Genomic DNA, 23,520 nt, shown 5'->3' on the forward strand with positions numbered 1-23,520 from the left:
CATTGTTATGCCCCTGGAGAATTTCCGAAGCGGGTATTCAGGATTGTGAGAAGCAGTTTTCTGAACTGCTCCACCCCAATAAATCCGATGGCCGGAAGGCATGAGCCAGGTGGCGCAGGATTTCAATGGCGAAATCTGTTTTTACTCGCCAGGTAAAATTAGGCTCAATGATCATGGGGTTTGGGTTATCCCCACCGAAAGCGAAGCTCACGTTTGTGAGGTTAGATTTACATCAGAGCTTTCAGGCGATTGGAGAAATGGGCCTTTTTATGTTGTCGAATACGAAGCCGCACTCGCAGCATCGAAGGTGCCAGTGTGGGATGGCGAGGGATTACCTCCGGTTGGTTGTGAATGTGAGCGAGAAGTCCCTGGTGGATGGGCGAAATGCAAAATTAATTATGCCTCAAGCGCGCTAATTGTTTATCAGATGCTTGATTCAGGAAATGAATACGCTTCGACAATTACGGCATTTAAGTTCCGCCCCATCCGCACCGAAGCAGAGCGCAAGCGTGAATTGGTAGTCGATGATTTGGTAGAGACCATTATTTATTTCTATGGCAATCCCAAGGGCGCTGAATCATATAAATCATTGGCTGAGCGTATTTTTGATGCTGTTGCTATCGGAAAAATCCCCGGCATAAGGCTGACCGATGACCCCGGAAGCCAGTAACGCAATAACCAGCACAGCACGTGCAGCACTAACCGAATATCTCAACAAATCAAACACCCTCACCAACATTCTTATCGTAATCGCCGTTGCTCTGATAGTGACAGCGCTGTTTAAACTATGAGGTCAATATGGAAGCGTACTCACTCACGCTGGCTGAGGCCTGCGCGTTCCTCGGAATCTCCCGGCCTACCGCCAGTGAATGGATACGGTCGGGCAGGCTGACAGCAACACGCAAAGACCCACGCAAGACAAAATCCCCCTACCTCGTTACCCGTCAGGCATGTATTGCCGCACTGAATAATCCGTTGCACACTGTCGCCGTGAGCGCGGATGAAGCACATGATAAGGAGAGCACATGTCATTATTCCGCAGAGGTGAAACCTGGTACGCCAGTTACACGACGCCGGGCGGCAAGCGAATTAAAGAGTCTCCTGGGACAAAGGGCAGAAAGCAGGCTCAGGAGCTCCACGACCAGCGAAAGGCTGAATTGTGGAGAATAGAGAAGCTGGGAGATTTTCCGAGTGTGTCTTTTGCTGAGGTCTGCATGCGCTGGCTTGAAGAGAAAGCACATAAGAAATCTCTCGATGCAGACAAAGGCCGGATGGGATTCTGGCTCATTCATTTTGAAGGAGTGTTGCTGAAAGATATTACTGAGGCAAAGATTTACTCAGCGGTAAGCAGGATGAGCAACAGGAAGGCAGAAGAGCGCTGGAAACAGCGTGCAGCAGGAATGCTAAGGAAAGGGATCGACATTGGGCCCTATAAAGCCGAACCAGTTTCGACATCCACAAAGGCTAAGCACCTGGCATTAATGAAGGCAATGATGAGGGCAGCAGAGCGTGACTGGAAGTGGATCGAAAAATCTCCGGTCATAAAAGTGCCGCAGGAAAGGAATCGACGGGTTCGTTGGCTTGAACCCCACGAAGCTCAGCGACTGGTTGAGGAATGCCCGGAACCGCTTCGGTCATCTGTAGAGTTTGCCCTCGCTACCGGCCTTCGCCGGTCGAACATTGTCGATTTAACCTGGCAGCAAATCGACATGCAGAGGAAGGTTGCCTGGATTTATCCGGAGGACAGCAAATCAGGCAGGGCTATTGGCGTAGCTCTGAACGATACAGCTTGCGCTGTCCTGCGCAGACAAATCGGCAACCACCAAATTAATGTTTTTGTTCACACCACCGCTTCAAAGCGAAACGATGGAACCTCAACCGCAGCGGTCAGGAAGATGCGGGTCGATTCTAACACTGCATGGCGAGCAGCGTTAAAAAGAGCCGGCATCGAGAACTTTCGTTTTCATGACCTGCGGCATACATGGGCAAGCTGGCTTGTTCAGGCCGGAGTTCCTTTGTCGGCATTGCAGGAAATGGGTGGATGGGAAAGCATAGAAATGGTACAGCGATATGCACACCTGGCACCGAACCACTTGACCGAGCATGCTCGTCATATTGATGCGATTTTCAGGGTTGATGTCCCAAATTTGTCCCAGTCGGAAAAAATTAAAGCGGGAGAATTGAAGTAAGTCATTGATATTTAATGGCACGCCCTACAGGATTCGAACCTGTGACCTACGGCTTAGAAGGCCGGTGCTCTATCCAGCTGAGCTAAGGGCGCACGGTGAGTGGGTCGGATTATACGGTCCACACCCGCTTAGTCAACGATTTTACCGCCTTTCGCCACCCGATGACGAAGTTATGAACGATATCCTGCCAATCTCCGCCTGACAGCAGCGCCCGCTTCTGACAAAATAGAGCCAATCCCCGATTTAACTCAACACAGATGGATCACCTCTCTGATGGTAGCAAAAATTATTGACGGTAAAACGATTGCGCAGCAGGTGCGGCAAGAGGTTGCGGAAAAAGTACAGCAGCGTCTGGCAGCCGGTAAACGTGCGCCTGGCCTGGCCGTAGTTCTGGTGGGTGAGAACCCGGCGTCGCAAATCTATGTCGGCAGCAAACGTCGTGCCTGTGAAGAGGTGGGTTTCCTGTCTCGCTCTTACGATCTGCCCGCCACCACCAGCGAAGCCGAGCTGCTGGATCTGATTACCGAGCTGAATAACGATCCGGCGATTGACGGTATTCTGGTGCAGCTGCCGCTGCCGGCCGGCATTGACAACGTGAAGGTGCTGGAGCATATCTCTCCGGCAAAAGATGTGGACGGTTTCCACCCTTACAACGTCGGTCGCCTTTGCCAGCGCGCGCCGAAGCTGCGTCCGTGCACACCGCGCGGCATCGTCACGCTGCTGGAGCGTTACAATATCGACACCTTCGGCCTGAACGCCGTGGTGGTCGGTGCCTCAAATATCGTGGGCCGCCCGATGAGCATGGAGCTGCTGCTGGCCGGCTGCACCACCACAGTGACCCACCGCTTCACCAAAAATCTGCGTCACCACGTGGAGCACGCCGACCTGCTGGTGGTTGCGGTGGGCAAACCCGGCTTTATTCCCGGCGAGTGGATTAAGCCAGGCGCGATTGTGATCGATGTCGGCATCAACCGCCTGGAAAGTGGCAAAGTGGTCGGCGACGTGGAGTTTGAAGCGGCGTCCGAGCGCGCTTCCTATATCACCCCGGTTCCGGGCGGTGTGGGTCCGATGACCGTGGCGACCCTGATTCAGAATACCCTGCAGGCCTGTGAAGGCAGCGATGATGGAGCAGCAGAATAATGGCAACTTTTTCCCTTGGCGATCATCCACATGTGGATCTCTGCGACCTGTTGAAGCTGGAAGGCTGGGTTGAAAGCGGCGCAATGGCTAAGTCCCTGATTGCCGACGGTTACGTTACCGTCAACGGCGTGGTGGAAACCCGCAAGCGCTGCAAAATCGTGGCCGGCCAGACCGTCGAATTCGATGGCAATCAGGTTACCGTTACCGCCTGACGTTCAATAAACGGATCAAACCGGCGAGAAGGTCGCCTGTTTAAAACGTTAAGCCGCTGCCCTTTGGGGTAGCGGCTTTTTTATGCCGATGTAAACAGCCACTGCTTTTTTTTACCGCAACCCGTTCAAGATTCCTCCATGCCCCTACCCACAAATGATTACTCCGTTGATAGTTGATTCATATCAATAAATTACCGACAGCAGGCGTTACCCTGCCTTATCCCCTGTTAAACGGAAGAGGTAAAGCATGAAAGCTGCTGTAGTCACTCACGATCACAAAGTGAACGTTGTTGAAAAAACCCTCCGCCCACTCAAGCACGGCGAAGCTCTGTTAAAAATGGATTGCTGTGGCGTGTGCCATACCGATCTGCATGTTAAAAATGGTGATTTCGGTGATAAAACCGGGGTGATTCTTGGCCACGAAGGCGTAGGCGTCGTCAAGGAAATCGGCCCGGGCGTCACCTCCCTGAAGCCGGGCGATCGCGCCAGCGTGGCCTGGTTCTTCAAGGGCTGCGGCCACTGTGAGTACTGCAACAGCGGTAATGAAACCCTGTGCCGTGACGTGGTCAACGCCGGCTACACCGCCGACGGCGGCATGGCGGAAGAGTGCATCGTGGTGGCGGACTACGCGGTTAAAGTGCCGGATGGCCTGGACTCCGCGGCGGCAAGCAGCGTGACCTGCGCCGGGGTCACCACCTATAAAGCAGTGAAAGTCTCCGGTATTGCACCGGGTAAATGGCTGGTGATCTACGGCCTTGGCGGCCTGGGCAACCTGGCGCTGCAGTACGCTAAAAATGTCTTTAACGCGAAGGTGATTGCGGTTGACGTCAACGACTCGCAGCTGCAATTCGCGAAAGAGATGGGCGCAGATATGGTGATCAACTCGCGCAACGAAGACGCAGCAAAACTGATTCAGGAACGTGTTGGCGGTGCTCACGCGGCAGTGGTCACTGCCGTTGCCAAAGCGGCATTCAATTCTGCGGTAGACGCCATGCGCGCCGGTGGCCGCATCGTGGCCGTTGGCCTGCCGCCGGAGTCCATGAGCCTGAATATCCCGCGCCTGGTGCTGGACGGTATTCAGGTGGTGGGATCGCTGGTTGGCACGCGTGAAGACCTCGCCGAAGCCTTCCAGTTTGCTGCCGAAGGCAAAGTTTTACCGAAAGTCACTCGCCGACCGCTGGAAGATATCAACACCATCTTCCATGAAATGGAAAGCGGCACTATCGTTGGCCGTATGGTGATTGATTTTACCGGGGCGAAATAATTCCCCTCCTCTGGCCTGCACTATGCAGGCCAGTTTTCTCAACGCGATTTATTCCAGGACTGTACCCAATAGGCGCAGCGACGCGCCTGGCTGAGAATATGCTCAACGCGTACCACGTCGGCTTCCAGCACCTCGCTGAATATAGTCTGTTCCGCCCGGCAAAACCCCTGACAGACCGTTGCCGCCGCGCAGATGGGGCAATGATTTTCAATCAGCAGCAGGCTGCCATCATCCAGCACCTTATACTCCGCCATGTAGCCCTCGGCGGAACGGATCTCCGCCAGCCGCGCAACGCGCTCGGTTAAACCGCCAAGCGCAGCCAGTTCGTGCCGATAAAACTCGCGGGTTTTCTTCTCGCGCTTTTCAATCAGCAGATCGATTCCCTGCTCGCCAAACGTTTCTCTGACGATCTCCAGCAGCTGGACGGTCAGTTCGGGGTGAGTATCCGGAAACTGCTTCTGCCCTTCCCGCGTCAGCTGCCAGAACTGTGAGGGCCGGCCCACGCCACGCGATTTAGAGAAGGCGGCAACCAGCCCCTCCGCCGCCAGCTTGTTGAACTGCTGGCGCGCGGCTTCTGCGGTCATTCCCAACACCTTTCCCGCCTCCGCAGCCTGCTGTGGACCACGGGTTTTCAGCAGATGAAGTAGCCGCAGTGATGTCGATAAGTGCTCTTCATGTGAAGGTTCCGTTGACAAGATTTTTATCCCCCCACTAATATTCCAAGTGTTTTCTTGTTTTATTAATTTACCTCAGAGCTGTGCGGCCGACAACGTCTGAGCGAATAACCATTATGCCTCACGGAGTCACTATGTCATCGCATGAAGGGAACTGGGGAGATCTGCTCTCCGGTCAGAATGCCGCACGCTCGGCTGCACTTTCCGGCGGCGTTGCGCTGCACGCCATCAATATCTTTATCGCCACCACCGTGCTGCCCTCGGTGGTGCAGGAGATCGGCGGGCTGAATCTGTATGCGTGGAACACCACGCTGTTTGTGGTTGCCTCAATACTCGGTTCAGCACTGACCAGCCGTACGCTAAACCGCACCGGTGCGTGCGGTGCCTACATGATTGCCATCACACTGTTCCTGACCGGCAGCCTGCTGTGCGCCCTGGCTCCCTCGATGCTGCTGATGCTGCTGGGCCGAACCGTGCAGGGGCTGGGCGGCGGTTTCCTGTTCGCGCTGGGCTACGCGATGATCTACGAAGTATTTGAGAAATCGCTTTGGCCGCGCGCCTTTGCCCTGGTGTCGGGCATGTGGGGCGTTGCCACGCTGGTTGGTCCGGCAATTGGCGGTATCTTTGCCGATATCAACGCCTGGCGAATGGCGTTTGGCTTCCTGGTGCCGGTATCGCTGCTGTACGCCTGGCTTATCTGGCGTGCGCTGCCCGCCGACGCTCAGGATCGCGGGCCTGCCGCGCCGCTGCCGGGCATACAGCTGCTGCTATTGACGGCGGCAGTGCTGGCCATCAGCCTCGGCAGTACCGAAGCGGAACTGAGCTATAATCTGCTGGGGGTTGGCGTGGCGGTGATTCTGGTGGCGATACTGGTACGCCGTGAGCTGAAAGGCGACGCTGGCCTGCTGCCGCGTAATGCGCTGCGCCTTCACTCGCCGCTGCTGATGCTGTACCTGACCATTGGCCTGCTGGTGGTCGGCATGACCAGTGAAACCTTCGTGCCCTACTTCCTGCAGCACCTGCACGGCCAGTCTCCACTGATGTCGGGCTACCTTGCGGCGCTGATGGCAGCGGGCTGGACGCTGGCCGAGGTGTGGAGCTCCGGCTGGCAGGGCAAGCGTATTACGCTGGCGATTGTTATCGGCCCGGTGCTGGTGCTGGCCGGGATGGTAATGCTGGCGCTGGCGATTCCGGTACAGAGTGCCGAGGGCATAATGCTGCTGGTGGCGATTTCGCTGGCGCTGCTGCTGGTGGGCTTCGGGGTTGGTATCGGCTGGCCGCACCTGCTGACCCGGGTGCTGGAGGTAACGCCTGCAGAAGATCAGGATGCCGCCGCCACCTCGATTTCTACCGTACAGTTATTCGCTACCGCGCTGGGCGCAGCGCTCTCCGGCATGCTGGCGAATATGGGCGGGCTGAACGTGCCGGGCGGCACCGAGGGGGCAATCAGCGCCTCGCAGGTGCTGTTTGGCGTACTGGCGCTGGCACCGCTGCTGGCGATTTACAGCGCCAGTCGGGCGGCAAAAGCAAAATAACGGGAACGATGCCGCTCAGATAGCGGCATCGCTAATCACCGTTGCGCCATCCACCTGCCCCAGCTGGTAGTGCCGCACCTCGGCGTGTTCGGCAATCCGCTGCGCCAGCAGCGGCGAATGGCTGGTGACCCACAGCTGGCTGTAGCGGCTGGCTTCGGCAATCAGTTCGGCCAGCGCGGGCAGCAGATCGGGATGCAGGCTGTTTTCCGGTTCGTTAAGCGCCATAAATGCGGGCGGACGCGGGCTGAGCAGCGCCACCACCAGACAGAGAAAGCGCAGTGTGCCGTCGGACAGCTCAGCGGACTCCAGCGGCCGCAGAATGCCACGGCGATGCATCAGCATCTGAAAACGCCCGCCCTGCGCGTCCACTTCAAAACGGCTGTCGGGAAACGCCCGCTCCAGGATCGAGAACAGCAGCTCGCTGTGCCCGCGTTCACGAATGGTTTCAAAGGCAGCGGCCAGGTTGCTGCCGTCGTGGGCCAGCACCGGCGAGCGAATGCCCACCTGCGGCGCACGCAGCGCACTACCCGGCCACACGGCAAATTCGTGGTAGAAACGCCAGCCGCGCAGGCTCTCACGCACCTGTGATACTTCCGGGTAAAGATGCGGCTCCGCCAGCTGAGCAAACACCGACTCCTCCGCATGCAGCGCGGCCGGATAAGCCACTCTTTCCCCCTCAATATTCTGCAGAAAAGCAGTCTGGTTATTGCGTTCCAGCAGCTGCGCCGATCGGCGGCGTCGCTGGCCGCTCAGCCACAGCTGCTCTTTTTTAACCAGCGGGTCGAGGTTAAACAGGCTGATCAGCGGCTCAGGAAAGCCGATTTCCAGCTGATAGTCGAAGTCGCTCATTTCAACCGCCAGCACCATCCGCTTCAGCTCGCTGTTACGTTCGCCGGGCCGCTTCCCGCCAGCCCACATCGCCTTCTGGATGCCGCCATCCTGCGCCAGCCCCTGCGACAGGCGTTCGCACGCCGCTTCGTGTAGCAAACGCACCGCTTTATACAGATTGGATTTGCCGCAGCCGTTGGGGCCGCTGATGACATTCAGTTGGCCGAGTTCAAACTCTAAATGGCGGATGGAACGATAGTTAGTGAGGGCAAACTGACGGAGCATATTCACACATCCCTAAATGAAACGGGCCAGCGATTGCCGGCCCGGGGTGAGGGGTTACTTACGGCGCCAGCTGGTACCGGCAGGGCCATCCTCGAGGATAATGCCCAGTTCGTTCAACTTGTCGCGGGCCACATCGGCCTGCGCCCAGTTCTTCTCTTTGCGCGCGTCGTTGCGCATTTTGATTAGCGCTTCGATCTCCGCCACTTTATCATCGCTGCTCTGCGCACCGCTTTGCAGGAACAGTTCCGGGTCCTGCTCCAGCAGGCCAAGCACGCCGGCAAGCTGGCGCAGACGGGCAGCCAGAGCATCGGCGGCGGTTTTATCTTCTGACTTCAGGCGGTTAACTTCACGCGCCAGGTCAAACAGCGCCGAGTAAGCTTCCGGGGTATTGAAGTCGTCATCCATCGCCTCGCGGAAGCGGGCTTCAAACGCTTCACCACCGGCAGGTGCTGCCGAAGCATCGGTATTACGCAGCGCAGTGTAGAGCCGCTCCAGTGCGGCGCGTGCCTGATTCAGGTTATCTTCACCGTAGTTTAGCTGGCTGCGATAGTGGCCGGACATCAGGAAGTAACGCACGGTTTCCGCGTCGTAATGTGCCAGCACGTCGCGCACGGTAAAGAAGTTATTCAGCGATTTTGACATCTTCTCGCGGTCAACCATCACCATGCCGGAGTGCATCCAGTAGTTCACATACGGGCCATCGTGGGCGCAGGTGGACTGGGCGATTTCGTTTTCATGGTGCGGGAACATCAGATCGGAACCGCCGCCGTGAATATCAAAGTGATGGCCAAGCTGTTTGCAGTTCATCGCCGAGCACTCAATGTGCCAGCCCGGGCGGCCGTTGCCCCACGGTGATGCCCAGCCCGGCTCATCGGACTTGGACATTTTCCACAGCACGAAGTCCATCGGGTTGCGTTTTACATCGGCTACTTCCACGCGCGCACCGGCCTGCAGCTGCTCCAGATCCTGGCGCGACAGCGAACCGTAGGTCGGGTCGCTGTCTACGGAGAACATCACGTCGCCGTTGCTGGCAACATAGGCGTGCTCACGAGAAATCAGCGTACTGACCAGCTCAATGATTTCATCAATATGACGGGTCGCACGCGGTTCCTGGTCCGGCGGCAGGATGTTTAGCGCGGCGAAATCGGTGTGCATTTCGGCAATCATGCGGTCGGTCAGTTCACCTATCGTTTCGCCGTTCTCGTTGGCGCGCTTGATAATTTTGTCATCAATGTCGGTGATGTTACGCACGTACTTCAGTGAATAGCCGAGGTAGCGCAGGTAGCGTGCCACCACATCGAACGCCACAAAGGTCCTGCCGTGTCCAATGTGACAGAGGTCATAAACGGTAATGCCGCACACGTACATGCCAACTTGACCGGCATGGATAGGTTTAAATTCCTCTTTTTGACGACTCAGGGTGTTGAAAATTTTTAGCATTGAGACATTCCATTTAGGCGTGTGCGGGGTTAATGATAAAAAAGATAATCTCGTATTCTGACGCATTTTTCATGCCAGCGCTACGCCAGGTATCGCTATAGCGCGGATGATGTTATGCAGCAGGGCTGACTCGCCATCACATTTTGTGATATAAGACCCGTCTGCCGCACGGAGCGGACATTTGTCCATTCCACCGACGCGCATTCTTAATACTCTAACCCTGACAGGATGAAAATATGGTCACTTTCCAGACTAACCACGGCGATATCGTAATCAAAACCTTTGATGACAAAGCGCCGGCAACCGTAAAAAACTTCCTGGAGTACTGCCGTGAAGGCTTCTACGACAACACCATTTTTCACCGTGTAATTAACGGTTTCATGATTCAGGGCGGCGGTTTCGAACCTGGCATGAAGCAGAAAAACACTAAAGACGAGATCCGCAACGAAGCGAACAACGGTCTGAAGAACACCAAAGGCACCCTGGCAATGGCGCGTACTCAGGCTCCTCACTCTGCTACCGCACAGTTCTTTATCAACGTTGCCGACAACGACTTCCTGAACTTCCGTGACGAAAGCCTGCAGGGCTGGGGTTACTGCGTGTTCGCTGAAGTGGTTGAAGGTATGGACGTGGTTGAGAAAATCAAAGCCGTTTCTACCGGCCGCAGCGGTATGCACCAGGACGTGCCAAAAGACGACGTGATTATCCAGAAAGTTACCGTCAGCGAGTAATAATGTCGCACACGCTGTTTATCGCAGATATTCATCTGTGTGTTGAGGAACCGGCAATTACTGCCGGTTTTCTTCATTTTTTACGCCGGGAAGCGCAGCATGCTGACGCCCTCTATATTCTTGGCGACCTGTTTGAGGCCTGGATCGGCGACGACGATCCGAATCCGCTACACGTCGAAGTCGCTCAGGCCCTGAGCCAGCTCAACATCCCCTGCTTCTTTATTCACGGCAACCGCGATTTCCTGGTCGGCAAACGCTTCGCCCGCACCGCAGGCATGACCCTGCTGCCGGAAGAACAGCTGCTGGAGCTGTACGGTAAGCGCGTGCTGATTATGCACGGCGACACGCTTTGTACCGATGACGTGGGCTATCTGCGTTTCCGTGCCAAAGTGCATCAGCCGTGGCTGCAAAAACTGTTCCTGGCCCTGCCGCTATTTATCCGCCAGCGTATTGCGGTGAAAATGCGTGCCGGAAGTAAGCACGCGAACAGCAGTAAAGATATGGCCATTATGGATGTGAACCCACAGGCCGTTGTTGCGGCAATGCATCGACATCATGCGCCAATCCTGATCCACGGCCACACCCATCGCCCGGCGGTCCATCAGCTGATGGTTGACGGCAATCCGGCCGAAAGAATCGTTCTGGGTGCCTGGCACGAGCAGGGATCGATGATCCGAGTCAGTGCAGAAGAGACGGCGCTGATTTCCTTCCCGTTCTGAATCAAAATTTTGCCCTGAGATGGCGTGATAATCCGCTACGCAACCGTTTTCCTTGCCGCTGACTCATGCTATTCTCTCAGCCCTTCCCATCGGGTAGCCCCAGGGTTACTACGGTGACGTTTTAAAATCACAGGAGTCAGCCCCGCATGTCATCTAACGCCGCACCGGCCCGCATTGCTATTGTTATGGGTTCCAAAAGTGACTGGGCAACCATGCAGTTTGCAGCGGAAATCCTCACCAGCCTGGACGTTCCCTTCCACTGTGAAGTGGTTTCTGCCCACCGTACCCCGGACAAGCTGTTCAGCTTTGCCGAACAGGCTGCGGATAACGGTTATCAGGTGATCATTGCTGGCGCAGGCGGCGCGGCTCACCTGCCGGGCATGCTGGCGGCCAAAACGCTGGTTCCGGTGCTGGGCGTGCCGGTACAAAGCGCGGCATTGAGCGGCGTAGACAGCCTTTACTCTATCGTGCAGATGCCGCGCGGTATTCCGGTTGGCACGCTGGCGATTGGTAAAGCCGGCGCAGCGAACTCGGCGCTGCTGGCGGCACAGATTGTTGCCCTGCACGATGCCGAACTGGCATCACGCCTGGCGGCATGGCGCCAGTCCCAGACCGATGAAGTGCTGAACAACCCGGACCCACGGGGTGAGGCATGAAACCGGTTTGCGTATTAGGCAACGGACAGCTTGGCCGCATGCTGCGCCAGGCGGGGGAACCGCTGGGGATCGCCGTTTATCCGGTCGGTCTGGATGCGGAACCGGAAGCGCTGCCGATTGCCGCCAGCGTGATTACCGCTGAAATTGAACGCTGGCCGGAAACCGCGCTGACTCGCGAACTGGCAGGTCATAACGCCTTTGTTAATCGCGATATTTTCCCGCAGCTGGCCGACCGTCTGACGCAAAAACAGCTGCTTGATCGGCTGGGCCTGGCGACCACGCCGTGGCAGCTACTTTCCTCCGCCGACCAGTGGCCGCAGGTGTTTACCACCCTCGGTGAACTGGCGATCGTTAAGCGCCGCACCGGTGGCTACGACGGACGCGGACAGTGGCGCCTGCGCGCGAACGAAACCGGCTCACTGCCGGAAGAGTGCTACGGAGAATGCATCGTTGAGCGCGGCATTAACTTCTCCGGCGAAGTGTCGCTGGTGGGCGCGCGCGGTCACGATGGGCGCACGGTATTCTATCCGCTGACTCATAACCTGCATCAGGACGGCATTCTGCGCACCAGCGTGATGCTACCCGTGGTCAACGCTGCCCACCAGCAGCAGGCCGAGCAGATGCTGTCAGCGATTATGAACGAGCTGAACTACGTCGGCGTGATGGCGATGGAGTGCTTCGTGGTACCGGAAGGCCTGCTGATTAACGAGCTGGCCCCGCGCGTCCACAACAGCGGCCACTGGACGCAGAACGGCGCTTCAATCAGCCAGTTTGAACTGCATCTGCGAGCGATCCTCGATCTGCCGCTGCCGAAGCCGGTCGTCAGCAGTCCGGCGGTCATGGTGAATCTGATCGGTACCGACGTGAATCTGGACTGGCTGCACCAGCCGCTGGTGCATCTGCACTGGTACGATAAGGAAGTGCGTCCGGGCCGTAAGGTCGGCCACCTGAATCTGTCTGACGTTAGCACCGCAGCATTATGCGACGCGCTGAATGCGCTGGTGCCGATGCTGCCGAAAGAGTACGCCAGCGGGATTGCCTGGGCGGTTGAAAAGCTGGGCTGATTGCTTTTTGCTGAGGTTTGCTGGTTAAGAAAAACGGATCTTTTCAGGTCCGTTTTTTTATGGCTGTTCCCCCTGAATCCGGCTAATCGGTGTCGGGTTTGTGTCGCGGGAAGATCGTCGTCAGGCGTATCGGTGTCGGGCGGGTTCGCGGACTCGGCGTGAACACGTCCGTGTGGCCTCGATTCGCGCGTCCCTGCGCTCAACGGTCCGCGAACCCGCCCGACCCCGATTGCCCACCAGCCAGGATTTCGCTGTGATTAAAACTGAGCGTGGTTTGCTGAATTTAACTGGGGTTCTGCATGATTTGAGTCTGTCTGTAAGTGCCGAGGCTATACCGTTAAATGTTATATGCCCGGTTTATCGATCTAGCCCGGGACTAATAGCGTTGCTGGTCGCTACTACTGACGTTAACCATTACAGCCTGAACATCCAAGACCCGCCCACAATGAGCAAGACCCCTCTGTCTTTTCATTCAGACGACACCGCGTTCCGGGAGCCGACCGGTGGGTGCCCTGGCCGCAGCATCCACAGCGCTGAACGAAGTGAGGAAGACAGGATTCGGCCGCATGGACGCGGCCGAAAAGCGTAGCCGCGCAGGACGCGCGTCTACGCTGGTCCGACAGGCTGACGAAAGAAGTGAAGGGACCGCAACGCGGCGCGAGGACCCGCCAGGCCAGGGCACCCACCGGTCGGCGTAAATACCAGCCCGGCAGTGATAACCTCACTGGTCGGCGCGAACACCATGCCCGGCAGAAACAACCCCACAAGCAGGTCCGAACACCACGCGTGGCAGTTACAGCCTACCGGCAGGTATGAACCCCACACCTGCCGGTTACTGGCATAATCTCAACCAGCCTCATATCCCCGGAACAGCGCCCTGCCCTTCAGCAACCGCACGCCCAGCCAGCCGCCGCAGAGTGAAAGCAGCAGCGCGCCGGTCAGCGGCAGCACCAGCCACAGCACGAAATCCGGCTGCCACGGGAAGTCGAAGACTTTTCGCTGTAGTCCCCATAACGCCGCCTCCGCACCAATTACTGCCGCCGCGCCGGACACCACGCCCAGCAGCGCGAATTCGCACCACAGCGTACCGCGCAGCAGCTTTTTACCCGCGCCCAGCGTGCGGTAAACCACCAGTTCCTGCCGGCGCTGGCGCATCCCCACCTGGATCTGCGCCATTAGCAGCAGCACGCCACAGGCGGTCACCAGCACCACCATAATTTCCAGCGCCTGGCTCACCTGCGCGAGCACCTGCCCTATCTGCCGCAAAATACTGCCGATATCCAACAGGCTCAGCGTAGGAAACTCGCGGTTTAGCTGCACCAGCAGCGCGTTGTTATTGTCCAGACGGAAGCTGGTCAGCCAGGTCTGCGGCTGCGCGTCCAGCGCGCCCGGCGGGAAGATAAAGAAGAAGTTTGGCTTCAGGCTTTCCCAGTCCACTTTACGCAGGCTGGTAATTTTTGCCGTAAAGTCCTGGGTATCGCCGGTAAAAGTCAGCGTGTCGCCCAGCTTTACGCCGAGCCTTCCCGCCAGTTCCTCCTCCATCGATGTTTCCCCGGCTTTTGGAGGCCAGGTACCGGCGGTGAGCGGATTGTGATCGGGAAGATCGCGCTGCCACGTCAGGTTCAGCTCGCGGTTCAGCGATTCGTCCAGCTTCGGATCGACCGGCTGCTGATTGATGCCGGTCAGCCGCACGCGAGCCACCGGATAGAAGGTTTCTGGCTTCACCTGATGCTGTTCAAGGAAGGTTTTCACCTGTGGTACCTGCTGCTCGGTCAGATTCAGCAGGAAATAGTTCGGACTACCCGGTGGTAATTGTTGCTGCCAGCGATCCAGCAGATCGCCACGCATCACCAGCAACAGCGCCAGCAGCATAAACGACAGCGAAAATGCCGCCAGCTGGCTCAGCGTAGTCCACGGCTGCCGCAGCAGGCGATTTACCGCAAGGCGAAACGCCAGATTACGCAGGGTCAGGCGCTTGAGCAACAGCAGTCCGCCCCAGCCCATCGCGCCCAATAGCAGCGACAGCAGCACAATTCCCGCGACCAGCGCCCACAGCAGTGTGCTGCCGCCAACCAGCAGCGCCAGCAGCCCCACCACCACCATCGCCATCAGCGGCAGATAGATTTTAAAGGGCCAGATATTGGCTACCGCGTCGCGCCGCAGCACGCGCAGTGGCTGGGTCGCCAGCAACAGGCGATACGGCCGCAGGCCGACCAGCAGCGAAATAACAAACAGCGATCCCACCGCCCACAGCCACGGCCAGCCGCTGGCAGCCGGAAGTTCACCGGGCAGCACCGGGCGCAGCAGACGCAGCAGCAGCGCCTCGAACCCCATGCCGATCGCCCCACCGCACACCGCCGCTAAAAACAGCACCGCCAGCCACTGCCCAACGATCAGCTTACGCAGCGCTTTACGGTTAGCCCCGAGGGTTTTCAGTACCGCCACCAGATCGTAGCGGCTGCGGCAGTAATGGCTCATCGCCACCGCTACGGCTGCAATCGCCAACATCAGCGTCAGCAGCGCCGACAGCAGGAGGAACTGCTGGGCACGCTGCATGGATTTACCCAGCGCATCATCCGAATTTTCCACGCTGATCCAGCGCTGGTCAGGCGTCAGGCGCGAGGCTATCCAGCCATCAAAGCGCGCCAGCTGCTGCGGATTGCCGGCAAATTTATAGTGCCAGCTCAGGCGGCTGCCCGGCTGCACCGCACCGGTTTTTTCCACGTCGGCCAGATTCATTAACAGGCGCGGAGCGGTCTGGAAAGGATTGAATCCCGCATCCGGTTCCTGAATCACCTCGCCCGCAATACGCAGCGTGGTATCGCCAACGTCAAGATTGTCGCCGCTTTTACGATCGAGCAGCGCCAGCAGCCGGGGCGCGGCCAGTACGGTTCCCGCCGCCGGTTTTAACCCGGCCGGCTCGGTGGCCAGCTGGCCGAACATCGGGTAGGCATCGTCCACCGCCTTCACCGAGGCCAGCTGCGGCGTATCGCCGGCGAACGTCATGGTCATAAAAGTCAGCTGGCGCGCAACCTGAAGCCCGTCGCTGCGTGCCTGCTCCAGCCATTCAGCGGGCACCTCGCGCGAGCTGCGCAGCGTGCGGTCACCCGCCATAAAATCACGGCTTTGCTGAGTTAAGCCTTTTTCCATGCGGTCGCTGAGCGAGCCAAGCGCCAGCACGCAGGCCACCGCCAGGGTCAGCGCCAGCCAGACAATCAGCAGCGAGGGGGATTTCCACTCGCGCCAGAACCAGCGCCAGATCATGATTCCTCCCACAGTTTGCCGTCGCGCAGCCGCAGCCGGCGATCGCAGCGCGCCGCCAGCTGCTCATCGTGCGTGACCAGAATCAGCGTAGTGCCCAATTCGCGGTTCATGGAAAACAGCAGATCGGCAATGCGGTCGCCGGTTTTGCGGTCAAGGTTGCCGGTTGGCTCATCGGCAAACAGCAACGCAGGGCGGCCATTGAACGCGCGGGCCAGCGCCACGCGCTGCTGCTCCCCGCCGGAAAGCTGGGCCGGCAGATGACTCAACCGCTCACCAAGCCCGAGCTGGGCGAGCAGCTGCGCCGCCTGTTCCCGGCTCTGGCGGTCAGTCTCACCGCGCAGCAGCGCCGGAAGCTGTACGTTTTCCACTGCGTTCAGCGTGGGCACCAGCATAAACGCCTGAAAAACGAAGCCAACATTTTTTGCCCGCAGCTCCGCCCGCTGCTCTTCATCCATTTTATGCAGCGGCTGGCCGAGCATCATCACTTCCCCTTCGCTGCCGTCGTCCAGACCGGCAAGAATGCCGAGCAACGTGGATTTCCCTGAACCCGATTCGCCGATCAGGGCGATAGTTTCAGCCGGTTTGACAACCAGCTCAACTCCGGTGAGGATGGAAAGCTGATGCTCACCCTGACCGACGGACTTACTAAGACAATGAACTTCAAGAATGTTTTCCGCTGGCATTACCCTTTCCTGTTGCTGTTGGCTTTGATGACGCTGCGCGCGACGGCGGCAGATACGCTGTTGGTACTGGGCGACAGCCTCAGCGCCGGTTACCGCATGTCCGCCAGTGCCGCATGGCCTGCGTTACTCAATGATAAATGGCAAAAATCACCCGCTATCGTTAACGGTAGCATAAGCGGCGATACGGCGGCGCAGGGCGTAGCGCGCCTGCCCGCCCTGCTGAAACAGCATCAGCCGCGCTGGGTGCTGATTGAACTGGGCGGTAACGACGGCCTGCGCGGCTTTCCGCCTGAGCAGCTGGAGCAGGAACTGGACAGCGCGATTAAGCAGGTTAAAGCCGCCGGCGCGCAGCCGCTGCTGATGCAGGTTCGCCTGCCCGCTAACTATGGTCGCCGCTATACTGAATCCTTTGCCGCTATCTATCCGCAGCTGGCGGAGCGCAATAACATTCCGCTGGTGCCGTTTTTTATGGAGCAGGTGTATCTGAAACCAGAGTGGATGCAAGATGACGGTATTCATCCGGCCCCTGCCGCTCAGTCGTTTATCGCCGGCCTGATGGCGAAACAGCTGGCTCCATTAGTTAACCATGAGTAACCCGGCCACAAACGCGGTAACAGGTAAAGTTATGAAAAAATCTATCGTAATAACCGGCAGTTCCAGCGGTATCGGGCTGGTGGCCGCCAGCGATTTGCTGCGGCGTGGCTACCACGTGATTGCCGCCTGCCGCAAACCGCAGGACGTTGAGCGGATGAATGCCCTGGGATTCAGCGGCGTGCTGCTCGATCTGGATGATGCCGAAAGCGTGGAGCACGGCGCGGCAGAGATCCTCGCGCTGTGTGAAGGCAGACTGTTCGGGCTATTTAACAACGGCGGCTTCGGCCAGTACGGTCCGCTGCAGTCCGTAACCCGTGAACAGCTGGAACGGCAGTTCTCGACCAACCTGTTCGGCACCCACCAGCTGACGATACTGCTGCTGCCCGCGCTGATCGCCAGCGGTGGCGGGCGAATTATCAATACCAGTTCGGTGCTGGGGCTGATCTCCACACCGGGACGCGGTGCCTATGCCGCCAGTAAATATGCGTTGGAAGCCTGGTCCGATGCGCTGCGCATGGAGCTTCACACCAGCGGCGTGCGCGTCAGCCTGATCGAACCGGGGCCAATCAGTACGCGGTTTACCGATAACGTCAGTCAGGCGCAGCAGGATAAGCCGGTGAAAAACCCCGGTATTGCCGCCCGATTTACCCTGCCGCCGGAGGCGATTTTACCGAAGCTGCATCACGCGCTGGAAAGCAAACATCCGCGCCTGCGTTATCCGGTAACGCTGGTGACCTGGACCATGACGCTACTGCGGCGCCTGTTGCCGGGCCGTGTACTGGACTGGTTTTTACGGCAGAATTAGCCCGCAGGGCTTGAAGCCCGCACGTCTGCCCCAATACAGTAAGAAACTCACGTGAAAAGAGACGAATTCATGGCACCACACGCTGCGATTGTTGAAATTAATGAAACCAACCTGCACCAGACGCTGGAACAGTCAATGCAGGTTCCCGTACTGTTTTATTTCTGGTCCGGGCGCAGCCAGCACTGTCTGCAGCTGACGCCGCTGCTGGAACGCCTGGCGCAGGAGTATGCCGGTCAGTTTATTCTGGCAACGCTGGACTGTGATGCAGAGCCTGCCGTGGCGCAGCAGTTTGGCCTGCGCTCAATCCCGACCGTGTATCTGTTCCAGAACGGTCAGCCGGTTGACGGCTTCCAGGGACCGCAGCCGGAAGAAGCCGTGCGCGCGCTGCTGGAAAAAGTGCTGCCGAAGGAAGAAGAGCTGAAGGCGCAGCAGGCGATGCAGTTAATGGACGAAGGCAAAATGCTGGATGCCCTGCCGCTGCTGAAGGATGCCTGGCAGCTGAGCAGTCAGCGTAGCGATATCGGCTTCCTGCTGGCTGAAGTGCTGATTGAACTGAACCGCAGCGATGAAGCAGAAGCAGTGCTGAAAGCGGTGCCGTTGCAGGATCAGGATAGCCGCTACCAGGGGCTGATTGCGCAGATCGATCTGCTGAAACAGGCCGCAGATACCCCGGAAATCCAGCAGTTGCAGCAGCAGATCGCCGAAAAACCGGAAGACGCTTCGCTGGCAACCCAACTGGCGATCCAGCTGCACCAGGTTGGCCGCAACGAAGAAGCGCTGGAGCTGCTGTTCGTTCACCTGAAGAAAGATCTCGGCGCGGCGGACGGTCAGGCGCGTAAAATCCTGCAGGAAATCCTTGCGGCGTTGGGCACCGGCGATGCGCTGGCCAGTAAGTACCGCCGTCAGCTTTATTCCCTGCTTTACTGATGTCAGGCGATAGTTTCGTGTATCGCCAGTCGGGGAAATCGAAGAAAAAAGTGTAGTTAACGGTGGGTGGTGATCGTTCAGCGCCACCTGCACTAAGAGGCTCATCCGGCGATGAGCCTCTCCACAACGGGCTAAACCCGCTTACCTTCCTTCACAAACAGCATTGCCACAAATCCCACCACGGTGATCAACGCGGCAAAGTAGAAGCCCGCGTTCAGCGAACCGGTACTGTCGGCGATAAATCCGGTCACGTATGGGGCAAAAATTGATGCCGCCATGCCGAAGAAGTTGTACAGGCCGAAAGCGGTACTCAGCGCGGCGCGCGGCGCGTTATCCGCCACCAGCGCAATCAGCACCGGATTGAGGCTGATTTTGCCAATAAAACCGTACAGCACCAAAACACCGATCAGCGCCGCTTCGCTTGAGGAGTAAACGATGCCGAAAATTGCCAGCAGCGAGAACGGCAGCATGCACAGCACCACGGGTTTCCGGCGGCCCAGCTTGTCCGAAATATAGCTGCAAATCAGCGTACCCAGCACCGAGATCCACGGCACGATCGAGGCGATGCCCGCCGCGTGCACAATATCCATCCCGCGCTCTTTTTGCAGGTAGTAAGGCAGCCAGGTGATGATCACAAAGAAGCCGTAAATCGAGCAGAAGATGGTGATATAGGCCATCAGCAGGTTGCGGTTTTTAAACAGATCGCCAAATTTGAAGTCGCCTTTGGTTTCGGCACCGGCAGCAGGGCTGGCATCCGTAGACGGTGCTTTTTCACGGATAAACACCAGCATCAGCAGCGCCACGATTAATACCGGCAGCGCCATCGCCAGGAACGGCATCTTCCACGTCGTGTGGTAGTGCTCAATCATAAAGCTGGAGAGGTAATAACCCAGCGCGATACCAAACGACATGCCGCTGCCGATTACCGCGCTGCCGAGGGTGATCCACTTTTTCGGAATGGCTTCTGAAGAGAGCGCGTACTGCGGGCCGTAATATACGCCCTGCGATGCACCGGTCAGCATCCACAACAGCATAAAAATCAGGAAGGTAGGTGAAATGCTGATGGCGGCCATAAACAGCGTAAAGAGCATAAAGCCGCTGACCAGAATGCGCTTTCTACCTAAGCGGTCGCCGAGCAGTCCGGCGGGAACCTGCAGCAGGGTATAGGCCAGAAAGAACAGGCTGCTGATCAAACCCAGCTGACTTTTAGACAGGCCGAATTCGGTTTCGATCTGCGGCATTACCGGGCTGAGCACCGAACGCGCGGCGTAAATCACCACCCAGCCGAGGAAAAAGATAATAACGGTTTTAATCCAGTACGGGACCCGTTCATTTTTTGTTGTTTGCATAAAGCTATACTCCCTGGTATGTCGGGCGCGAAGGCCCATCGTGATTCCTGATACTTCTTTACGGTGTCACTAGTGTTCCCGCCGTACCGGCCAGCACGGCGTCAATGTCCTTCAGTGCACCGATATGTGCGACTTTGCCACTGCGCTGTACAAAACGGCTGACCGCCATGATTTTTGGCCCCATCGCGCCGTCGTTGACCGCCAGCGGCGCGAGTTCGCCCGTGGTCGCAGAACGAATAGCGCGCTGCTTCGGCGTTCCCCAGTGTTCATAGACCGCATCCGCGTCGGTGAGGATCACCAGATGATCGGCATCCAGCGCTTCCGCCAGCAGCGCCGAGGCCAGATCTTTATCGATCACCGCTTCGCTTCCTACCAGACTGTCGCCCTCAGCGACCATAGGTACCCCGCCACCGCCGTTGCAGATGACGATATGATTTTTCGCCATCAGTAAGTTAATCGCTTCAATATCAATGATTTTCTTTGGTTCCGGTGAAGGAACGACGCGGCGCAGATAGCTGCCGTCCAGCTTCATATTCCAGCCGTATTTCTGTTCCAGTTCCTGCTGCTGCGAAGGCTGATAAACCGGGCCAATATATTTACTCGGCTGCTGATAGGCCGGATCGTTGCTGTCCACCAGTACGCGAGTCAGCAGCGTTGAAACCGGCTGTGACGGATGATACGCCGACAGCTGCTGCGCCAGCATGTAGCCGATCATTCCCTGACTTTCCGCCACCAGAATATCCAGTGGATAAGGCGGTACGTCGCGGTAGGCCAGGTTCTGCAAGGCCAGCAGCCCGACCTGTGGACCGTTGCCGTGCACGATAGCGATACGATACTTTTTCGCCAGCTTGCCAACCGCATCAGCGATAAGAGCAATACTGCGGTACTGGTTCTCAGCAGACAGTACTTCACCACGCTGTAACAGGGCGTTGCCCCCCAGAGCAATAACTAACGTTTCCATTCGAACCTCTGTTTTCTCTGACTTCAGGTAACAGGAAACCCTGCCGGAGCGGGTCCGGCAGCGATTTTTCCTGTAAATTTAATAAAGACTGTTGATCACTCTGGCCCCGGACCAGATGCCCAGCAGCGTATCCACGCCGGAGGAGTGCCCGATTTCAAGCAGCTCGCCAACGGCGGCGGGCAGCGAACGGTCACCGGACAGCGCCGATGCAAACTGCTGCAGCGGCGAGGAAAAGATCCCCTGCGCGGCAAACCGTAGATAGTTGACGCTGATCAGCGTGGTCAGCTCATCCAGCGGGCGGCTGGCGGCAAAGAACGCAGGTAGCCGGGGAACATCAATACGCCGGTCAAACCAGGCACAAAACAGCATCCCCAGCACCGTGTCATCGTTGCCCGGCGTCAGCCCCGGACCTTTGCCCAGCAGGCTGTTCCAGTCCACGATTTCGCCCTGCAGCCAGGTGCGGAACTGCTGCTGCATCAGCAGGATTTCCGCGTTTAAAGGCTGGCTGATAATACGATCAAGGCGGCCGAACAGCCCGGTTTCTGCCGTGGTGGCGGCCAGCACCGCCTCCAGCGGATCGACGGCGATCTGCCCGGTTCGCGACAGATGTAAATCGGTACGATGTCCCGGCAGGCAGAGGAAGATATCCGCCAGTACGATCCCCTCAGGTAGCAGTTCGCACGCCGGGGACCCGACCAGTTCGTCGGAGAAATCGTCAAAGTCTTCATCGGCAATTTCCCAACCCATAGGGCTTAGCCCGCGCCCTTCCCGATGCAGCGTCAGCAAATGCTGGCCCGGGGTGAGGAGATTGATCGCGTTGCGAAAATGCCCGACGCAGCGCAGCGGACCGAAATCCCGGGTGCTGTGACGGCTGACGGCCAGCGCAATACTTTCCATCTCTCCTCCCCCGGACTACCCGGTAGTACTAACTTAAGCGGTGATACCCAGCTCTTCGGCCAGCGCTTCAATCGCCTTTTCAAAGCAGCCCAGCGGTGCACGCACGGTACCCGCACCGATCTGACCGACGCCCGCTTCGCGGTGGGCGATACCGGTGTTGATCAATGGGGTGATGCCCGTTTCCACCACGCGGCGCGCGTCAAGGCCCAGGCAGGCTCCCTGGAAATCCCAGGTTGGGATTTGCAGCATCATGTTGCGCTCAAGGAAGATTTCCGCCATCTCTTCGGAGATTTCAGTGGCGGCCGTCATGCCGCCTGCCGCACCGACAAAGCGAGTCACGCCAGGTGCCGCGACCATCGCCGCGCCGCCAATACCGAAGGTTTCGGTGATGGCGCTGTCGCCGATATCGGGGTTCGCATCGGCCTGGCTGTAGCCGGAGAAGAACAGACCTTCCGGGGTATTCACCGGCGCGGTGAACCAGCGATCGCCCATACCACTGATTTTAATGCCGAAGTTTTTACCGTTACGGGTCATCACTGTCACGATCGTGCCCTGTTTGATCTCCGCACCAGCGTCCATTGCCGCCTTGCAGTAGGCCATCGCCAGGTTGAGGAAGAACTGATCGGTGATGCTGAGGAAGTGCATCGCGCGGCCAAGCTCGGCCTTATCACGATCCAGCAGGGTGATTTTTGGTGCCAGCTGGCGCATCAGCAACGCGGAGGCGGCGATATTACGCTGGTGGAATTCGTCACCCATGGTAATGGCCTGCGCCATCAGCGCGGTCAGGTCGATACCGTCAGCAAAGGTTGCCAGCACGTCTTTCAGAATCGGGGTCAGCGAATCACGCATCCAGCGATGGCGCTCCTGCACGTCCGGTCCGTAGGCACCGAAACGCATCACTTTACCGATGCCTTCGTTCAGGTTGCAGTAGGCAAAGTTACCGTGGGTGTGGTTTTTCACTACCACCATCGGCATGTGGGCGGAGGTGATGCCGCCCATCGGACCCACGGCACTGACGTTATGGCAGGGGATAAACTCGATTTCACCTTTTTCCAGCAGCGACAGCGCCTGTTGTTCATCGCTGGCCCACTCTTCAAACAGGCAGGCGCCGATGCAGGCACCGCGAACCGGACCGCTCATTTCCTGCCAGGTCACCGGAGGACCGGCATGCAGTAATTTTCTGCCCTGATTGAGTTCAGGAACCAGTTTTTTCGCTAAATCGACGTCAATCCAGTGTGGACGGGCTTCACGAATACGAGCGATAACCGCGGCGTTGGCTTGTTCAATAGAATCGTACATATCA

At 57.9% G+C, this 23,520-nt stretch carries 22 protein-coding genes, 1 tRNA gene and 1 pseudogene; 14 read left to right on the forward strand and 10 right to left on the reverse strand.

Annotation, left to right across the window (positions count from 1 at the left end; all coding sequences use genetic code 11):
• Window positions 1-100 precede the first annotated feature (100 nt).
• The 3 genes and pseudogenes from AC07U6_RS19540 (at window position 101) to AC07U6_RS19550 (ending at window position 2,189) form a co-directional block, all read left to right on the forward strand.
• Entirely contained in the window at window positions 101-670 is a 570-nt protein-coding gene (locus AC07U6_RS19540; protein ID WP_494761838.1) for a hypothetical protein, read from the forward strand.
• Between the two features lie 128 nt (window positions 671-798).
• A pseudogene (locus AC07U6_RS19545) lies at window positions 799-894 on the forward strand (helix-turn-helix domain-containing protein); the annotation flags it as partial.
• Between the two features lie 131 nt (window positions 895-1,025).
• Window positions 1,026-2,189 carry a site-specific integrase gene (locus AC07U6_RS19550; RefSeq protein WP_494761837.1) on the forward strand — a complete coding sequence of 388 codons (1,164 nt, stop codon included), beginning with the start codon at window positions 1,026-1,028 and terminating at the stop codon, window positions 2,187-2,189.
• Window positions 2,190-2,204: 15 nt separating this feature from the next.
• On the opposite strand, the gene AC07U6_RS19555 is transcribed toward AC07U6_RS19550, so the two are convergent.
• Window positions 2,205-2,281 (reverse strand) — tRNA-Arg (locus tag AC07U6_RS19555).
• A 181-nt stretch (window positions 2,282-2,462) separates the two neighbouring features.
• On the opposite strand from AC07U6_RS19555, the gene folD reads away from it, so the two are divergent.
• The 3 genes from folD to adhP all read left to right on the forward strand — a co-directional run bounded on the left by folD (window position 2,463) and on the right by adhP (window position 4,805).
• Window positions 2,463-3,329 (forward strand): bifunctional methylenetetrahydrofolate dehydrogenase/methenyltetrahydrofolate cyclohydrolase FolD, encoded by an 867-nt coding sequence (gene folD, locus AC07U6_RS19560; protein WP_494761836.1) that lies wholly within the window; start codon window positions 2,463-2,465, stop codon window positions 3,327-3,329.
• Window positions 3,329-3,541 carry a ribosome-associated protein YbcJ gene (gene ybcJ, locus AC07U6_RS19565; RefSeq protein WP_494761835.1) on the forward strand — a complete coding sequence of 71 codons (213 nt, stop codon included), beginning with the start codon at window positions 3,329-3,331 and terminating at the stop codon, window positions 3,539-3,541. Before folD ends, ybcJ begins: the two co-directional genes overlap by 1 nt.
• A gap of 247 nt (window positions 3,542-3,788) precedes the next feature.
• Window positions 3,789-4,805, forward strand: coding sequence for an alcohol dehydrogenase AdhP (gene adhP, locus AC07U6_RS19570; protein WP_494761834.1), 1,017 nt, complete (start codon window positions 3,789-3,791; stop codon window positions 4,803-4,805).
• Between the two features lie 38 nt (window positions 4,806-4,843).
• On the opposite strand, the gene AC07U6_RS19575 is transcribed toward adhP, so the two are convergent.
• Window positions 4,844-5,500, reverse strand: a complete 657-nt coding sequence (locus AC07U6_RS19575) for a helix-turn-helix transcriptional regulator (RefSeq protein ID WP_494761833.1) — start codon at window positions 5,498-5,500, stop codon at window positions 4,844-4,846.
• Between the two features lie 113 nt (window positions 5,501-5,613).
• Here AC07U6_RS19575 and AC07U6_RS19580 point away from each other — a divergent pair, with 113 nt between their 5' ends.
• The gene (locus tag AC07U6_RS19580) at window positions 5,614-7,014 is read left to right on the forward strand and encodes an MFS transporter (RefSeq protein WP_494761832.1); all 1,401 of its coding nucleotides are present in this window, start codon (window positions 5,614-5,616) and stop codon (window positions 7,012-7,014) included.
• Window positions 7,015-7,029: 15 nt separating this feature from the next.
• Here the strand turns inward: AC07U6_RS19580 and AC07U6_RS19585 are convergent, their stop codons facing one another.
• Both AC07U6_RS19585 and cysS read right to left on the reverse strand, forming a co-directional pair.
• Window positions 7,030-8,127, reverse strand: coding sequence for an AAA family ATPase (locus AC07U6_RS19585; protein ID WP_494761831.1), 1,098 nt, complete (start codon window positions 8,125-8,127; stop codon window positions 7,030-7,032).
• Between the two features lie 54 nt (window positions 8,128-8,181).
• Complete coding sequence (gene cysS, locus AC07U6_RS19590; protein WP_494761830.1) at window positions 8,182-9,567, reverse strand: cysteine--tRNA ligase; 1,386 nt, start codon at window positions 9,565-9,567, stop codon at window positions 8,182-8,184.
• Between the two features lie 236 nt (window positions 9,568-9,803).
• On the opposite strand from cysS, the gene ppiB reads away from it, so the two are divergent.
• The 4 genes from ppiB (at window position 9,804) to purK (ending at window position 12,737) form a co-directional block, all read left to right on the forward strand.
• Complete coding sequence (gene ppiB / locus AC07U6_RS19595; RefSeq protein ID WP_105590887.1) at window positions 9,804-10,298, forward strand: peptidylprolyl isomerase B; 495 nt, start codon at window positions 9,804-9,806, stop codon at window positions 10,296-10,298.
• Between the two features lie 2 nt (window positions 10,299-10,300).
• Window positions 10,301-11,017 carry a UDP-2,3-diacylglucosamine diphosphatase gene (gene lpxH, locus AC07U6_RS19600; protein WP_494761829.1) on the forward strand — a complete coding sequence of 239 codons (717 nt, stop codon included), beginning with the start codon at window positions 10,301-10,303 and terminating at the stop codon, window positions 11,015-11,017.
• Between the two features lie 146 nt (window positions 11,018-11,163).
• Complete coding sequence (gene purE / locus AC07U6_RS19605; RefSeq protein ID WP_494761828.1) at window positions 11,164-11,673, forward strand: 5-(carboxyamino)imidazole ribonucleotide mutase; 510 nt, start codon at window positions 11,164-11,166, stop codon at window positions 11,671-11,673.
• On the forward strand, window positions 11,670-12,737 hold the full coding sequence (purK, locus tag AC07U6_RS19610; protein ID WP_494761827.1) for a 5-(carboxyamino)imidazole ribonucleotide synthase: 1,068 nt from the start codon (window positions 11,670-11,672) through the stop codon (window positions 12,735-12,737). Before purE ends, purK begins: the two co-directional genes overlap by 4 nt.
• 846 nt (window positions 12,738-13,583) lie before the next feature.
• Here the strand turns inward: purK and ybbP are convergent.
• Both ybbP and ybbA read right to left on the reverse strand, forming a co-directional pair.
• Window positions 13,584-16,001: a putative ABC transporter permease subunit YbbP gene (ybbP, locus tag AC07U6_RS19615; RefSeq protein ID WP_494761826.1), complete on the reverse strand. Its 2,418-nt coding sequence runs from the start codon at window positions 15,999-16,001 to the stop codon at window positions 13,584-13,586.
• Window positions 15,998-16,684, reverse strand: a complete 687-nt coding sequence (ybbA, locus tag AC07U6_RS19620) for a putative ABC transporter ATP-binding protein YbbA (RefSeq protein WP_494761825.1) — start codon at window positions 16,682-16,684, stop codon at window positions 15,998-16,000. The genes ybbP and ybbA overlap by 4 nt, the downstream gene beginning before the upstream one ends.
• On the opposite strand from ybbA, the gene tesA reads away from it, so the two are divergent.
• From tesA to AC07U6_RS19635, 3 genes are all read left to right on the forward strand, one after another.
• Entirely contained in the window at window positions 16,655-17,278 is a 624-nt protein-coding gene (tesA, locus tag AC07U6_RS19625; protein ID WP_494761824.1) for a multifunctional acyl-CoA thioesterase I/protease I/lysophospholipase L1, read from the forward strand. The genes ybbA and tesA overlap by 30 nt on opposite strands.
• Before the next feature lie 31 nt (window positions 17,279-17,309).
• Window positions 17,310-18,083 (forward strand): SDR family oxidoreductase, encoded by a 774-nt coding sequence (locus AC07U6_RS19630; protein ID WP_494761823.1) that lies wholly within the window; start codon window positions 17,310-17,312, stop codon window positions 18,081-18,083.
• A 69-nt stretch (window positions 18,084-18,152) separates the two neighbouring features.
• The gene (locus AC07U6_RS19635; protein WP_494761822.1) at window positions 18,153-19,010 is read left to right on the forward strand and encodes a co-chaperone YbbN; all 858 of its coding nucleotides are present in this window, start codon (window positions 18,153-18,155) and stop codon (window positions 19,008-19,010) included.
• A gap of 131 nt (window positions 19,011-19,141) precedes the next feature.
• On the opposite strand, the gene AC07U6_RS19640 is transcribed toward AC07U6_RS19635, so the two are convergent.
• The 4 genes from AC07U6_RS19640 to AC07U6_RS19655 all read right to left on the reverse strand — a co-directional run bounded on the left by AC07U6_RS19640 (window position 19,142) and on the right by AC07U6_RS19655 (window position 23,516).
• Complete coding sequence (locus tag AC07U6_RS19640) at window positions 19,142-20,359, reverse strand: MFS transporter (RefSeq protein WP_494761821.1); 1,218 nt, start codon at window positions 20,357-20,359, stop codon at window positions 19,142-19,144.
• A 58-nt stretch (window positions 20,360-20,417) separates the two neighbouring features.
• Entirely contained in the window at window positions 20,418-21,320 is a 903-nt protein-coding gene (locus tag AC07U6_RS19645; RefSeq protein ID WP_494761820.1) for a carbamate kinase, read from the reverse strand.
• 78 nt (window positions 21,321-21,398) lie between these two features.
• On the reverse strand, window positions 21,399-22,217 hold the full coding sequence (locus AC07U6_RS19650) for an oxamate carbamoyltransferase subunit AllH family protein (RefSeq protein WP_494761819.1): 819 nt from the start codon (window positions 22,215-22,217) through the stop codon (window positions 21,399-21,401).
• A gap of 33 nt (window positions 22,218-22,250) precedes the next feature.
• The gene (locus AC07U6_RS19655; protein WP_494761818.1) at window positions 22,251-23,516 is read right to left on the reverse strand and encodes a YlbE family protein; all 1,266 of its coding nucleotides are present in this window, start codon (window positions 23,514-23,516) and stop codon (window positions 22,251-22,253) included.
• Between the last annotated feature and the right edge of the window lie 4 nt (window positions 23,517-23,520).

It is taken from the genome of Erwinia sp. GW821-FHT03D09 (assembly GCF_059420805.1).

Excerpts from the sequence above, each read along its gene's own strand:
- AC07U6_RS19540 (WP_494761838.1), top strand. The coding sequence starts at position 101 with ATGAGCCAGGTGGCGCAGGATTTCAATGGCGAAATCTGTTTTTACTCG.
- AC07U6_RS19550 (WP_494761837.1), top strand. The coding sequence starts at position 1,026 with ATGTCATTATTCCGCAGAGGTGAAACCTGGTACGCCAGTTACACGACG.
- folD (WP_494761836.1), top strand. The coding sequence starts at position 2,463 with ATGGTAGCAAAAATTATTGACGGTAAAACGATTGCGCAGCAGGTGCGG.
- ybcJ (WP_494761835.1), top strand. The coding sequence starts at position 3,329 with ATGGCAACTTTTTCCCTTGGCGATCATCCACATGTGGATCTCTGCGAC.
- adhP (WP_494761834.1), top strand. The coding sequence starts at position 3,789 with ATGAAAGCTGCTGTAGTCACTCACGATCACAAAGTGAACGTTGTTGAA.
- AC07U6_RS19580 (WP_494761832.1), top strand. The coding sequence starts at position 5,614 with ATGTCATCGCATGAAGGGAACTGGGGAGATCTGCTCTCCGGTCAGAAT.
- AC07U6_RS19585 (WP_494761831.1), bottom strand. The coding sequence starts at position 8,127 with ATGCTCCGTCAGTTTGCCCTCACTAACTATCGTTCCATCCGCCATTTA.
- cysS (WP_494761830.1), bottom strand. The coding sequence starts at position 9,567 with ATGCTAAAAATTTTCAACACCCTGAGTCGTCAAAAAGAGGAATTTAAA.
- ppiB (WP_105590887.1), top strand. The coding sequence starts at position 9,804 with ATGGTCACTTTCCAGACTAACCACGGCGATATCGTAATCAAAACCTTT.
- lpxH (WP_494761829.1), top strand. The coding sequence starts at position 10,301 with ATGTCGCACACGCTGTTTATCGCAGATATTCATCTGTGTGTTGAGGAA.
- purE (WP_494761828.1), top strand. The coding sequence starts at position 11,164 with ATGTCATCTAACGCCGCACCGGCCCGCATTGCTATTGTTATGGGTTCC.
- purK (WP_494761827.1), top strand. The coding sequence starts at position 11,670 with ATGAAACCGGTTTGCGTATTAGGCAACGGACAGCTTGGCCGCATGCTG.
- ybbP (WP_494761826.1), bottom strand. The coding sequence starts at position 16,001 with ATGATCTGGCGCTGGTTCTGGCGCGAGTGGAAATCCCCCTCGCTGCTG.
- tesA (WP_494761824.1), top strand. The coding sequence starts at position 16,655 with ATGAACTTCAAGAATGTTTTCCGCTGGCATTACCCTTTCCTGTTGCTG.
- ybbA (WP_494761825.1), bottom strand. The coding sequence starts at position 16,684 with ATGCCAGCGGAAAACATTCTTGAAGTTCATTGTCTTAGTAAGTCCGTC.
- AC07U6_RS19630 (WP_494761823.1), top strand. The coding sequence starts at position 17,310 with ATGAAAAAATCTATCGTAATAACCGGCAGTTCCAGCGGTATCGGGCTG.
- AC07U6_RS19635 (WP_494761822.1), top strand. The coding sequence starts at position 18,153 with ATGGCACCACACGCTGCGATTGTTGAAATTAATGAAACCAACCTGCAC.
- AC07U6_RS19640 (WP_494761821.1), bottom strand. The coding sequence starts at position 20,359 with ATGCAAACAACAAAAAATGAACGGGTCCCGTACTGGATTAAAACCGTT.
- AC07U6_RS19645 (WP_494761820.1), bottom strand. The coding sequence starts at position 21,320 with ATGGAAACGTTAGTTATTGCTCTGGGGGGCAACGCCCTGTTACAGCGT.
- AC07U6_RS19650 (WP_494761819.1), bottom strand. The coding sequence starts at position 22,217 with ATGGAAAGTATTGCGCTGGCCGTCAGCCGTCACAGCACCCGGGATTTC.
- AC07U6_RS19655 (WP_494761818.1), bottom strand. The coding sequence starts at position 23,516 with ATGTACGATTCTATTGAACAAGCCAACGCCGCGGTTATCGCTCGTATT.